11 protein-coding genes are annotated in these 13168 nt (G+C 65.4%); 9 read left to right on the forward strand and 2 right to left on the reverse strand.

What is annotated here, in order from left to right:
• Positions 1-15: 15 nt before the first annotated feature.
• The 8 genes from pepP (at position 16) to gcvH (ending at position 8829) form a co-directional block, all read left to right on the forward strand.
• Positions 16-1350: a Xaa-Pro aminopeptidase gene (gene pepP, locus ACTYOL_RS00805; RefSeq protein WP_054894082.1), complete on the forward strand. Its 1335-nt coding sequence runs from the start codon at positions 16-18 to the stop codon at positions 1348-1350.
• Entirely contained in the window at positions 1347-2546 is a 1200-nt protein-coding gene (gene ubiH, locus ACTYOL_RS00810; RefSeq protein WP_063542059.1) for a 2-octaprenyl-6-methoxyphenyl hydroxylase, read from the forward strand. The genes pepP and ubiH overlap by 4 nt, the downstream gene beginning before the upstream one ends.
• On the forward strand, positions 2543-3025 hold the full coding sequence (locus ACTYOL_RS00815) for a DUF4442 domain-containing protein (protein ID WP_054894080.1): 483 nt from the start codon (positions 2543-2545) through the stop codon (positions 3023-3025). The genes ubiH and ACTYOL_RS00815 overlap by 4 nt, the downstream gene beginning before the upstream one ends.
• Positions 3026-3034: 9 nt before the next feature.
• Positions 3035-4252, forward strand: a complete 1218-nt coding sequence (locus ACTYOL_RS00820) for a 2-octaprenyl-3-methyl-6-methoxy-1,4-benzoquinol hydroxylase (RefSeq protein WP_178117524.1) — start codon at positions 3035-3037, stop codon at positions 4250-4252.
• A gap of 182 nt (positions 4253-4434) precedes the next feature.
• The gene (locus ACTYOL_RS00825) at positions 4435-5439 is read left to right on the forward strand and encodes an extracellular solute-binding protein (RefSeq protein ID WP_112897078.1); all 1005 of its coding nucleotides are present in this window, start codon (positions 4435-4437) and stop codon (positions 5437-5439) included.
• A 126-nt stretch (positions 5440-5565) separates the two neighbouring features.
• Positions 5566-7188, forward strand: coding sequence for an ABC transporter permease (locus tag ACTYOL_RS00830; RefSeq protein WP_444757414.1), 1623 nt, complete (start codon positions 5566-5568; stop codon positions 7186-7188).
• A 124-nt stretch (positions 7189-7312) separates the two neighbouring features.
• Positions 7313-8395 (forward strand): glycine cleavage system aminomethyltransferase GcvT, encoded by a 1083-nt coding sequence (gene gcvT, locus ACTYOL_RS00835; protein WP_200603866.1) that lies wholly within the window; start codon positions 7313-7315, stop codon positions 8393-8395.
• A gap of 50 nt (positions 8396-8445) precedes the next feature.
• On the forward strand, positions 8446-8829 hold the full coding sequence (gene gcvH, locus ACTYOL_RS00840) for a glycine cleavage system protein GcvH (protein ID WP_054894075.1): 384 nt from the start codon (positions 8446-8448) through the stop codon (positions 8827-8829).
• 42 nt (positions 8830-8871) lie between these two features.
• Here gcvH and hglS read toward each other — a convergent pair whose 3' ends face one another.
• Both hglS and ACTYOL_RS00850 read right to left on the reverse strand, forming a co-directional pair.
• Positions 8872-10257, reverse strand: a complete 1386-nt coding sequence (hglS, locus tag ACTYOL_RS00845) for a 2-oxoadipate dioxygenase/decarboxylase HglS (protein ID WP_444757415.1) — start codon at positions 10255-10257, stop codon at positions 8872-8874.
• Between the two features lie 249 nt (positions 10258-10506).
• Positions 10507-11397 carry a LysR substrate-binding domain-containing protein gene (locus tag ACTYOL_RS00850; RefSeq protein ID WP_153775023.1) on the reverse strand — a complete coding sequence of 297 codons (891 nt, stop codon included), beginning with the start codon at positions 11395-11397 and terminating at the stop codon, positions 10507-10509.
• 137 nt (positions 11398-11534) lie between these two features.
• Here ACTYOL_RS00850 and amaB point away from each other — a divergent pair, with 137 nt between their 5' ends.
• Positions 11535-13025, forward strand: a complete 1491-nt coding sequence (gene amaB, locus ACTYOL_RS00855; RefSeq protein ID WP_054893714.1) for an L-piperidine-6-carboxylate dehydrogenase — start codon at positions 11535-11537, stop codon at positions 13023-13025.
• Positions 13026-13168: the final 143 nt, after the last annotated feature.

The raw sequence follows: 13168 nt of genomic DNA on the forward strand, positions 1-13168 counted from the left end.
GGGGGTCGTTTGCCCATGAGCCACATACCCAAGGCGGAGTACGCCCGTCGGCGCAAGGCGCTGATGGCGCAGATGGTCCCCGACAGCATCGCCATCCTGCCGGCGGCGGCCGTCGCGATCCGTAACCGCGACGTCGAGCACGTCTATCGCCAGGACAGCGACTTCCAGTACCTGAGCGGTTTCCCGGAACCCGAGGCGGTGATCGCCCTGATCCCCGGTCGCGAGCACGGCGAGTACGTGCTGTTCTGCCGCGAGCGCAACCCCGAGCGCGAGCTCTGGGACGGCCTGCGTGCCGGCCAGGAGGGTGCGATACGCGACTTCGGCGCCGACGATGCCTTCCCGATCACCGATATCGACGAGATCCTCCCCGGCCTGATCGAAGGTCGCGAGCGGGTCTACAGCGCCATGGGCAGCAACCCCGAGTTCGACCGCCGGCTGATGGACTGGATCAATGTGATCCGTTCCAAGGCACGCCTTGGCGCGCAGCCGCCGAACGAGTTCGTTGCCCTGGATCATCTGCTGCACGACATGCGCCTGTATAAATCGGCGGCGGAAGTGAAGGTGATGCGTGAGGCCGCGGCGATTTCCGCGCGCGCCCATGTACGAGCCATGCAGGCCTGCCGCGCCGGTCTGCACGAATACAGCCTGGAGGCCGAGCTGGACTACGAGTTCCGCAAGGGTGGCGCGAAGATGCCGGCCTACGGCTCGATCGTCGCCGCCGGGCGCAATGCCTGCATCCTGCACTATCAGCAGAACGATGCGCCGCTCAAGGACGGTGACCTCGTGCTGATCGACGCCGGTTGCGAGATCGACTGCTACGCCAGCGACATCACCCGTACCTTCCCGGTCAGCGGGCGGTTCTCGCCCGAGCAGAAGGCGATCTACGAACTGGTGCTCAAGGCCCAGGAAGCCGCCTTTGCCGAGATTGCGCCGGGCAAACACTGGAATCACGCCCATGAAGCGACGGTGCGGGTGATCACCCAGGGCCTGGTCGAGCTGGGGCTGCTCAAGGGTGAGGTGCAGGCGCTGATCGACAGCGAAGCCTACCGCGCGTTCTACATGCACCGTGCCGGACACTGGCTCGGCATGGATGTGCACGATGTAGGTGAATACAAGGTCGGCGGTCAGTGGCGGGTGCTCGAACCGGGCATGGCGCTGACTGTCGAACCAGGTATCTACATCGCAGCCGACAACCAGAGCGTGGCGAAGAAGTGGCGCGGCATCGGGGTGCGGATCGAGGACGACGTGGTGGTCACCAGAAAGGGCTGTGAAATTCTTACTTCGGGTGTGCCGAAGACAGTCGACGAAATCGAGGCACTGATGCTCGACGCGCGCAAGGACGTGGCATGAGCCGGGTCAACCTGGCGATCATCGGCGGCGGCCTGGTCGGTGCCAGCCTGGCGCTGGCGCTGCAGGCCGGGGCCAAGGCGCGCGGCTGGAAGATCCTGCTGATCGAGCCGTTCGCCCCCGGCGACAGCTTCCAGCCCAGCTACGATGCACGCTCCTCGGCGCTGTCCTTCGGCACTCGGCAGATCTACGACCAGCTTGGCCTGTGGCAGGGCATCGAGCGCCGCGCCGAACCGATTCGGCAGATCCAGGTGTCCGACCGCGGTCGCTTTGGCGCCACCCGCCTGGATGCCCAGGAAGAAGGTGTGCCTGCGCTGGGTTATGTGGTGGAGAACGCCTGGCTCGGCCAGTGCCTGTGGCAGGGGCTGGACAGCGAGGTGGTGAGCTGGCGCTGCCCGGCCGAAGTCAGGGCCATGCAGCCTGTCGAGGGCGGTTATCGCCTGCAACTCGACGATGACACCAGCCTTGAATGCGACCTGGCGATTCTCGCCGACGGTGGCCGCTCCGGCCTGCGCGAGCAGTTGGGCATTCATGTGCGCCGCACGCCCTATGACCAGAGCGCGCTGATCGCCAACATCTCTCCAGGCGAGGCCCATCGTGGCCAGGCCTTCGAACGATTCACCGAACAAGGCCCGATGGCCTTGCTGCCACTGCCGGAAAACCGCTGCGCGCTGGTCTGGACGCGGCAGGGCATGGACGCACGGCGTCTGGCCGATATCGACGAGCGCGCCTTCCTGCGCGAACTGCAGGACGCGTTCGGCTACCGCCTCGGCGCTCTGCGCCAGGTCGGCGCACGGCATCTCTACCCGCTGGCGCTGGTCGAAGCCGAGGAGCAGGTACGCCCGCACCTGGTGGTGCTGGGCAACGCGGCACACAGCCTGCACCCGATCGCAGGTCAGGGGTTCAACCTGTCGCTGCGCGACGTGCAGGCACTGGCCGAGGCCCTGCTCGCAGGCCCGCAGCAGCCGGGCGACCTGGCAACACTGCAGGGGTATCGCCAGCGCCAACGTCTGGATCAGAGCCTGACCATCGGCTTCTCCGACCAGGTCACCCGCCTGTTCGGCAGCGCCCAACCGCTGTTGGCCGCCGGTCGCAACCTCGGCCTGCTGGGCCTGGACCTGCTGCCACCGGCCAAGAGCTGGTTCGCCCGCCAGGCCATGGGCCTGGGAACCCGCCCCGACCCGCGGGGCCGCGCATGAAGGACGCCCGCAAGCTCGCCCGTCGGGCCCGCATGTTGCGCTGGTTGCTGAATTTCTACCCGCCCTACCTGGGGGCGGGTATCCGCGTGCAGCACATCAGCCCCGACATGCGCAGCGTCAAGGTGCGCATGAACCTGACCCGCTGGAACCGCAACTACGTCGGCACCCAGTTCGGTGGCAGCCTCTACTCGATGGTCGATCCGTTCTACATGCTGTTGCTGATCGAGCAACTGGGCCGCGAGTACATCGTCTGGGACAAGGCCGCCAGCATCGACTTCATCGCACCGGGCAAGGGCCCGGTGTTCGCCGAATTCCACATCGATGACGCACTGCTGGACGACATCCGCCAGCAGACGGCCGGTGGCAAGAAGTGCCTGCCGCGTCTGCAGGTCGATATCCGCGATGGCGCCGGCGAGCTGGTGGCGCGGGTCGACAAAACCCTATACGTGCGGCTCAAGCCGCAAGCGAGGCAGGCGTAAGGCATGGACATGCGCGCGGATCTGTTGATTGTCGGTGCCGGTATGGTCGGCAGCGCCCTGGCCCTGGCGTTGCGCCACAGTGGCCTGGAGGTGCTGCTGCTCGATGGCGGGCCGCTGTCGGTCAAGCCTTTCGATGACGCCGCGCCCTTCGAGCCGCGGGTCAGTGCCCTGTCGGCGGCCAGCCAGCGCATTCTCGAGCGTCTTGGCGCCTGGGAGGGCATTGCCGGGCGCCGCGTGACGCCCTATTCGGATATGCAGGTCTGGGACGGCAGCGGTACCGGTCAGATTCATTTCTCGGCCGCCAGTGTGCATGCCCAGGTGCTTGGCCACATCGTCGAGAATCGTGTGGTGCAGGACGGCCTGCTGGACCGTCTGCATGACAGTGACGTCGGGCTGCTGCCCAATGCTCGCCTGGAGCAGTTGCGCCGCTCCGGCGATGAGTGGCTGGTGACCCTGTCCGATGGCCGTCGCCTGCGTGCGCCGCTGGTGGTCGCCGCCGACGGCGCCAATTCGGCCGTGCGGCGCCTGGCGGGCTGCGAGACGCGCGAGTGGGATTACCTGCATCACGCCATCGTCACCAGCGTGCGCTGCAGCGAGGCGCACCGCGCCACGGCCTGGCAACGCTTCACCGACGAAGGGCCGCTGGCTTTCCTGCCGTTGTCGCGGGATGACGGGCAGCACTGGTGCTCGATCGTCTGGTCCACTACCCCGGAGCAGGCCGAGCAGGCCATGGCGTTGGATGACGCGGCGTTCTGCCAGGCGCTGGAGCGCGCCTTCGAAGGCCGCCTGGGCCAGGTGCTGCATGCCGACCGCCGTGTCTGCGTACCGCTGCGCCAGCGCCATGCCAAGCGCTATGTGGATGAAGGCCTGGTGCTGATCGGCGATGCTGCCCACACCATCCACCCCCTGGCGGGGCAGGGCGTCAACCTGGGCTTTCTCGATGCGGCAGTGCTGGCCGAGGAGCTGATGCACGCGTGCGAGCGTGGCGAGCGCCTGGCGGATGTGAAGGTGCTGAGTCGCTACGAGCGTCGACGTATGCCGCACAACCTTGCCCTGATGGCGGCGATGGAGGGCTTCGAACGCCTGTTCCAGGCCAATCCTCTGCCGCTGCGCTGGCTGCGCAACACGGGCTTGAAACTGGTGGAAGGGATGCCCGAGGCCAAGGCAGTGTTCGTGCGCCAGGCCTTGGGGTTGAGCGGCGACCTTCCAGACCTGGCCAAGGCGTGAGGGCCCTATCGCGGGGCAAGCCCGCTCCTACAGGTACGCCACCTGCTTGAAGAACGGGGTGGTGCTGTAGGCGCGGGCGTGCCCCGCGATTGCTTTGCAACATCCGGTAACTGCTTCCAGGGTGAGTGGGAAAATGGGATTCACTACCATTTGCATCTCTTTAACCCCGAGGAGCATCCACCATGTCGCCCCGCAAGCCCCTACTGGCCGCCCTGGCCCTGACCCTGTTCGCCGGTTCCGTCCAGGCGGCGGATGATGAAGTGGTGGTGTACTCCTCGCGCATCGACGAACTGATCAAACCGGTATTCGATGCCTACACCGCCAAGACCGGGGTGAAGATCAAGTTCATCACCGACAAGGAAGCGCCGCTGATGCAGCGCATCAAGGCCGAGGGCCAGAACGGCGTCGCCGACCTGCTGCTCACCGTGGATGCCGGCAACCTCTGGCAGGCCGAGCAGATGGGCATCCTGCAGCCGATCAAGTCGGACATCATCGACAAGAACATTCCGCCGCAGTACCGCGCTTCTTCCCACGACTGGACCGGCCTGAGCCTGCGTGCGCGGACCATCATCTACTCCACCGAGCGGGTCAAGCCCTCGGAACTGAGCACCTATGAAGCCCTGGCCGACAAACAGTGGGAAGGCCGCCTGTGCCTGCGCACCGCGAAGAAGGTCTACAACCAGTCGCTGACCGCCACCTTGATCGAGACCCATGGCGAGGCCGAGACCGAGAAGCTGGTCAAGGGCTGGGTCAACAACCTGTCCACCGACGTGTTCTCCGACGACAACGCAGTGATCCAGGCCGTTGCCGCGGGCCAGTGTGACGTGGGCGTGGTCAACACCTACTACTACGGGCGCCTGCACAAGGCCGACCCGAAGCTGCCGGTGAAGATTTTCTGGCCCAACCAGGGCGACCGTGGCGTGCACGTCAACCTCTCGGGTATCGGCCTGACCAAGCATGCCCCGCACCCGGAAGCGGCGAAGAAGCTGGTCGAGTGGATGACGGGCGAGGAAGCGCAGAAGCTGTTCGCCGACATCAACCAGGAATTCCCGGCCAACCCCAAGGTCAAGCCATCGGATGAAGTCGCGGCCTGGGGCAGCTTCAAGGCCGACAGCCTGCCCGTGGAAGTGGCTGGCAAGCGCCAGGCCGAAGCCATTCGCCTGATGGATCGGGCTGGCTGGAACTGAGTTTCACAGCTTATCCTCTCGGGGCCTTCCTGGGCCCCTTCGCCTGAAGCCGCTCCCACAGGTTGGAAGCGGCTTCAGCTGCGAACGACCGCACAGCGGTCGCAACCTGCAACCGAGATACCTGCCTTGCCCCACTCCCCTCAACGCCGCTGGTACCTTCCGGTCAGCCTTGTCGCCGCTCTGGTGCTCCTGCCCCTGAGCGTACTGGTGCTGTCGTGGCAGTCGATCGACACGCAGATCTGGTCGCACCTGCTCGACACCCAGATGAGCCGCCTGCTGGGCAACACCTTGACCCTGGTGCTGGGCGTGGGTGTCGGCGTCACCGTGCTGGGCGTCAGCCTGGCCTGGCTTACCAGCCTCTGTGAGTTCCCCGGTCGGCGCTGGCTCGACTGGGCGCTGATGCTGCCCTTTGCCATTCCCGCCTATGTGCTGGCCTTCGTCTTCGTCGGGCTGCTGGATTTCTCCGGCCCGGTGCAGAGTGCCTTGCGCGAGCTGTTCGGGCCGATGCGCCTGCCCCGGGTACGTTCGACCGGCGGGGTCATCATCGTGCTGGTGCTGGTGTTCTACCCCTATGTCTACCTGCTGGCGCGCACGGCGTTCCTGGCCCAGGGCAAGGGCCTGATGGAGGCCGCAAGGGTGCTGGGGTTGTCGCCGTTGCAGGCGTTCTGGCGGGTGGCGCTACCGATGGCGCGGCCGGCCATTGGCGCGGGCATCGCCCTGGCGTTGATGGAGACGCTGGCGGACTTCGGTGCGGTCTCGGTGTTCAACTTCGACACCTTCACCACCGCCATCTACAAGACCTGGTACGGATTCTTCAGCCTGTCCGGTGCGGCGCAACTGGCCAGCCTGTTGCTGCTGGCCGTGATGCTGGTGCTTTATGGAGAACGCCGCGCCCGTGGCGCCAGCCGTAGCGGCAACGAGCGTCCGCGCGGGCAGGCGCTCTATCATCTGCGCGGGCTCAAGGCGCTTGCGGCCAGTGGTTGGTGCCTGCTGGTGTTCGCCTGCGCCTTCGTCATCCCGCTGCTGCAGTTGCTGGCGTGGTTCTGGCAGCGGGGCCGACATGATCTGGACGAGCGCTATGGCGCGTTGATCCTGCACACCCTGTACCTGGGCGCGATGGCGGCGTTGATCACCGTCAGCGTGGCGCTGCTGCTGGCCTTTGCCCGGCGTCAGGCGCCCGCGCCATCGATTCGTGCCGGCGTCGGCTTGGCCAACCTGGGCTACGCCTTGCCTGGCTCGGTGCTCGCGGTGTCGATCATGCTGGCGTTCAGCTATCTGGACAATCAACTGGTGATTCCGCTTTCCACCTGGCTGGGCGGCGCCGGCAAGCCGCTGTTGCTGGGCAGTGTGTCTGCGCTGTTGCTGGCCTATCTGGTGCGCTTCATCGCGGTGGCCTACGGGCCGCTGGAAAGCAGCCTGGAGCGGATCCGCCCGTCGCTGCCGGAGGCTTCGCGCAGCCTCGGCGTGGCGGGGCCGAGATTGTTTTTCAAGGTGTATCTACCGCTGCTGGTGCCGGGTGCGCTCAGTGCCGCGCTACTGGTGTTTGTCGATGTGCTGAAGGAGATGCCGGCCACGCTTCTGATGCGGCCGTTCGGCTGGGACACCCTGGCCGTGCGGGTGTTCGAGATGACCAGCGAGGGCGAATGGGCGCGCGCTTCGCTGCCGGCCCTGACCCTGGTGCTGGTGGGGCTTTTGCCGGTCATCGGCCTGATCCGCCGCTCTGCCTCTCGTCCTGGGCATCCTCGCTGAGGGTGCCAGTCCCCGCCCTTGCGGCTACAATGCGCGGCATTCGTAGAGGTGGGTCCTACAAGATCAGGTGGTGATTCAACAGCACCGACCGCCTCTGCTTCGCCACGCCCGGAAGGAGAAACCCATGGGACAGCGCACGCCCCTGTACGACCTGCATCTGGCGCTTGGCGCCAAGACGGTCGATTTCGGCGGTTGGGACATGCCCCTGCATTACGGCTCTCAGGTCGAAGAACATCATCAGGTCCGCAGTGATTGCGGCGTCTTCGACGTTTCCCACATGACAGTCATCGACATCGACGGTGCCGACGCCACCCCCTGGCTACGGCGCCTGCTGGCCAACGACGTGGCCCGCCTCCAAAGCCCCGGCAAAGCCCTCTACAGCCCGTTGCTCAATGAGCAGGGCAGGGTCATCGACGACCTGATCGCCTACCGCACCGAAGACGGCTATCGACTGGTGGCCAATGCTGCCACCCGCGACAAGGTACTGGCCTGGCTTGAGGCCCAGAGCGAAGGCTTTACCGTAGGCATCGAGGCTCGCCCCGAGCTTGCGATCCTCGCCATCCAGGGGCCCCACGCCCGTGAGAAGGTCGCCGCGTTGCTCAGTGTTGCGCGTGCGGCGCTGATTCGCGAGCTGCGCCCGTTCGAGGGCGTCGCCGAAGGCGACTGGTTCGTCGCCCGCACCGGCTACACCGGCGAAGATGGGCTGGAAATCATCCTGCCGGGCGATCAGGCCGCAAGCTTCTTCTACGACCTGGTCGGCGCCGGCATCGCCCCCAGCGGCCTCGGTGCTCGTGACACGCTGCGCCTGGAGGCCGGCATGAACCTGTACGGCCAGGATATCGACGAAGCCCACACACCGCTGACCTCCAACCTGGGTTGGAGCGTTGCCTGGGAGCCTGCTGAACGCGATTTCATCGGCCGCAGCGGCCTGCTGGCGGAAATCGAGCGTGGTGTGCAGGACAAACTGGTCGGCCTGGTACTGGAGGAGCGGGGTGTTCTGCGTGCCCACCAGACAGTTCGTGTTGCCGGTATTGGCGAAGGAGAGATCACCAGTGGTAGTTTCTCCCCTACGCTAAGCAAGTCCATTGCCTTGGCGCGCGTACCCATCGCCACTGGCGACCGCGCCGAAGTAGAGATTCGTGGCAAGTGGTATCCGGTGCGGGTGGTCAAACCGACCTTCGTGCGCCACGGCAAGACCCTGATCTGAACACTCAATTACCGGCGGTAGACCGCTGAGCCAACCGAGGAATACGACACATGAGCAATATCCCCGCCGACCTGCGTTTTGCTGAAAGTCATGAATGGGCGCGCCTGGAAGCCGACGGCACCGTGACCGTGGGTATCAGCGATCACGCCCAGGAAGCTCTGGGTGATGTGGTGTTCGTCGAACTGGCCGAAGTCGGCAAGGTGTTCGCCGCGGGCGACGCTGCGGGGGTGGTCGAGTCGGTCAAGGCCGCATCCGACATCTACGCCCCGGTCGGCGGCGAAGTCATCGCCGTCAACGAGGAGCTGGCCGACAGCCCTGAGCTGCTCAATGAAGAGCCCTACGAATCGTGGATCTTCAAGCTCAAGCCAAGCGACAAGGCCGAGCTGGACAAACTGCTGGACGCGGCAGGCTACAAGGCTGCCATCGGCGAGTGATGGCGTGCGGCCGAGGCCGCACACAGGGGCTGCCTGGCAGCCCTATTCCAGCGTAACGCCCAAGGCCTGTGCACAGGCTTGCAGCGAACGTCGTTCGCTCTGGGCGTACAGCGCAAGTTCGTCCTGCACCTTGAGTCCCAGCGCTGCCTCGAAGGCGTCGCGGTTGGCATTGCTGCCATAGTCGGCCTGGGCATCGTCGCCCAGATTCGACTGGAAGATCCCTGCGGCACTGACCGGCAGGAAATCCTCGTACACCAGCGCCTCGAAATGCACATGCCCAGCGTCGATCAGGCCTTGCAGCGTGGACGGTCGATCCTGGCGACCTCGTTCGGCCAGGCCTTTTTCGGTGGCGAAGTAACGGAAGTACGCCAGCCCCTGCTCGCGCATCTGCGTCAGATCATCCGGGAATTCGGCAAAGTGTTGCGCCAGCAGCGTCTTGTAGTGCTCGGCATTGGTTTCGGCCGGTACGCCGTTGAGGGCGGCCCGGGTCGCGTCGAGCAGGCGGTCGTAGAGCGCCCGGCCTTTCGGCGTCAGCGCCGCCCCGCGTTGCTCGATCTCGCCGAAGCGCGCGGTGTGGCTGCCCTGGGCATCGCTGAACGCGACCATTTCCTGCAACGCCTTGAAGCTGGTCTGACGCAGCAGTATCGGGTGACGCCGAGTGGGCGGGCCTTCGACCACGGCCTTGGGCGGGATGCCCTTGGCCGGCATGCCGACCTGGATTGCATCGATGTCCAGCGTGCGCGGGGTCAGGTGATTGATATGCGGGCCCTTGAAGGCCACCACATCGGCGATCAGGCGGTGCTGATCGTGCAGTTGCTGGTACTGTTCGGCGGTGACCGTGGCTTGCTGGTGCCAGCGGAAAGTGTGCAACGCCTCCTGTACGAAGGTTTCGGCATCGGCTGCGTTCAGGCCGCCGTCGCGTTCGCGTTGGGCGATCAGTTCGAGCACGCGCGGGGTGAAGATCTGGCGTTTGGCCAGGATGTCCTGGGCCAATGCGCGCAGGGGCGGGTTATCGATCAGCTCCAGGCGCAACAGCGAGGTGAACACGCGGAACGGGCTGATGTGCAGCGCCTGTTCGTGCACCGCGCGAAAGGCGGTGGAGTGCACCGGGACGCCGGCCGAGCTCAGGTCGTAGTAGCCAACCGGCTCCATGCCCATGACGGCGAACAGGCGGGCGATGGTCGCCAGCTCTTCGGCGGTGCCGACGCGGATCGCGCCATGGCGCTCCTGATCCAGGCGTTCGACTTCACCGGTCCAGCGCAGGGCCTGGGCGACTTCAGGCTGCTGGGCCATGACCTGCTGGTTGATTTCGCTCACCAGCGCCAGCAGCGTGCCGTATAGCGGCACTTCCTGTTTGTACATGAGCGACATGGCGGCAGAGAACTGCGCGCGGATGCTGTCGGGGCTGACGAAATCGTGGGCGGGCATCGCTAGCTTCCTGAAGGTCAGTAGATACCCTTACATGAAAGCGGGGAATGGACTTTGTCCACAAGCGAAAAAAAGTGTGAGGGTCATTCCTTTTGCTATTGAATTTGCCGGCCCAATCGCGGGGCAAGTCGCAGCGGCGAACCGCCGCTCCCACAGGCCCCCGCCGACTCTGAGACCAGCGGGGTGCCTGTGGGAGCGGCGGTTCGCCGCTGCGACTTGTCCCGCGATTGGGCCCGCCGCGCCAGCACATCACCCTGGCAACTGCGCCCGAATCCACTCCACCAACGCCCGCACCTTGGGCACCTCCGCGGCATGTTCGGCGAACGCCAGGTAGTGCTTGCCGTTGCTCGGCATCGAATGGTTCCAGGCCACCACCAGGCTGCCCTCGGCCAGCTCCTTGGCCGCCAGGTAGCGCGGCACCAGGGCCACGCCGCAGCCGGACTGCGCGGCACTGAGGGCCATGTAGAAGGTATCGAAGCGCGGACCATGGTAGCTGTTGTCGGTGTGCAGCCCCTGTTCCAGGAACCATTCATGCCAGGCCTCCGGCCGCGAAGTGCTTTGCAGCAGCACCTGCCCGGCCAGCGCGCCGGGGCTGTCCAGCACTTGTCCGGCCAGTAGCTCCGGGGCGCATACCGGCACCACTTCTTCGCCGAACAGTTCCACGCAGGTCGCACCCGGCCAGGTGCCCTGACCGAAGAAGAACACCACGTCGGCCGAGCCCTGCAGCAGGGCGAAGGGCTCCATTTCGTTGCGGATGTCCAGGTGGATGTTCGGGTGGCGTTTGCCAAAGCCCTTGAGCCGAGGAATCAACCAGCGCACGCCAAAACTCGGTTGAGTGGCTACTTTCAATACTTCGGTCTGTTCGCCATAGGTGAGGACATAGCGGCTGGACATGTCCACCTGGGTGAGGATCTTGTTGACCTCGGCCAGGTACAGCGAGCCCGCCGGCGTGAGCTGCAGGCGCCGGCGGATGCGCAGGAACAGGTGGTGACGCAGCATCTCTTCGAGCTGTGCCACCTGCTTGCTGACTGCGCTCTGGGTCAGGTGCAGCTCTTCGGCGGCGCGGGTGAAGTTCAGGTGGCGGGCGGCAGCCTCGAAGCACTGCAAGGCCGTCATCGACGGAACCAGGCGTTTGGACATGGCACTCTCTACGGCAGCGATACCATTCCGCAGGGGAATGATAAGAGGAATAAAGGTCGTTTGTTGCAGCAATGTAATCGGATTAATACTGATCCCCATCACCTTTTCAACCCTTCACCCGATGTAGGAGAAGCACAATGGTTGCTGCATTGCTCGAGCGCCTCGGCGTCGCCGCCGCGGATCACACCCAGGGCGACTACCCTGTTCACACGCCGATCGACGGCAGCCAGATCGCCTCGGTGAAATTGCTCGGCAAGGCCGAGACCATCGCCCGCATCGACCAGGCGCAAACAGCCTTCGAAGCCTGGCGCAACGTACCGGCCCCGCGTCGCGGCGAGCTGGTACGTCTGTTTGGTGAAGTGCTGCGTGCGCACAAGGCTGACCTTGGCGAGCTGGTGTCCATCGAAGCCGGCAAGATCACCCAGGAAGGCCTGGGCGAAGTGCAGGAGATGATCGACATCTGCGACTTCGCCGTCGGCCTGTCGCGTCAGCTCTACGGCCTGACCATCGCCTCCGAACGTCCGGGCCACCACATGCGTGAATCCTGGCACCCGCTGGGCGTGGTTGGGGTGATCAGCGCCTTCAACTTCCCGGTTGCGGTATGGGCATGGAACACCACGCTGGCGCTGGTAGCCGGCAACTCGGTGGTGTGGAAACCTTCGGAAAAGACCCCGCTGACCGCACTGGCCTGCCAGGCGCTGTTCGAGAAGGCGCTGAAAGCCTTTGGTGAGGCGCCGCAGGGCCTCAGCCAACTGGTGATCGGCGGGCGTGAAGCCGGTGAAGCCTTGGTCGATGATCCGCGTGTACCGCTGGTCAGCGCCACCGGCAGCACCCGCATGGGCCGTGAAGTAGGCCCACGGGTTGCGGCGCGCTTCGGCCGCAGCATCCTCGAACTGGGCGGTAACAACGCCATGATCCTTGCCCCGAGCGCCGACCTCGACCTGGCCGTGCGCGGCATCCTGTTCTCGGCCGTGGGTACTGCTGGTCAACGCTGCACCACGCTGCGACGCCTGATCGTCCACCGTTCGATCAAGGACGAAGTGGTCGCCCGCGTCAAAGCCGCCTACGGCAAGGTGCGCATCGGCGACCCGCGCAAGGACAACCTGGTCGGTCCACTGATCGACAAGCTGTCGTTCGACGCCATGCAGGGCGCGCTGGCCAAGGCACGCGACGAGGGTGGGCAGGTCTTCGGTGGCGAGCGCCAATTGGCCGACCAGTACCCCAACGCCTATTACGTATCGCCTGCCATCGCCGAGATGCCGGCGCAGAGCGAGGTGGTGCGCCACGAAACCTTCGCGCCGATTCTCTACGTGCTGGCCTACGATGATTTCGAAGAGGCGCTGCGCCTGAACAACGAAGTGCCACAGGGCCTGTCGTCGTGCATCTTCACCACCGACATCCGCGAGGCCGAGCGCTTCCAGAGCGCCTCGGGCAGTGATTGCGGTATCGCCAACGTCAACATCGGCACCAGTGGCGCGGAAATCGGCGGCGCCTTCGGTGGTGAGAAAGAGACGGGTGGTGGCCGTGAGTCCGGTTCGGATGCGTGGAAGGGCTACATGCGCCGTCAGACCAATACCGTGAACTACTCGCGCGAGCTGCCGCTGGCGCAGGGTATCGTGTTCGACTGATGTAATGGCCGGGGGCCTTGGCCCCCGGTTCGCGGGACAAGTCGGGGCGCCGAACCGCCGCTCCTACAGGGATCGCGCAGGCGATGGGGATCCCTGTAGGAGCGGGCTTGTTCCGCGATTGGGCAGCATGCCGCCCCAACTGC

Origin of the sequence: Pseudomonas sp. A014, from assembly GCF_052378495.1 — a bacterium.
In the GTDB taxonomy this organism is placed as follows: Bacteria; Pseudomonadota; Gammaproteobacteria; order Pseudomonadales; family Pseudomonadaceae; genus Aquipseudomonas; species Aquipseudomonas machongensis.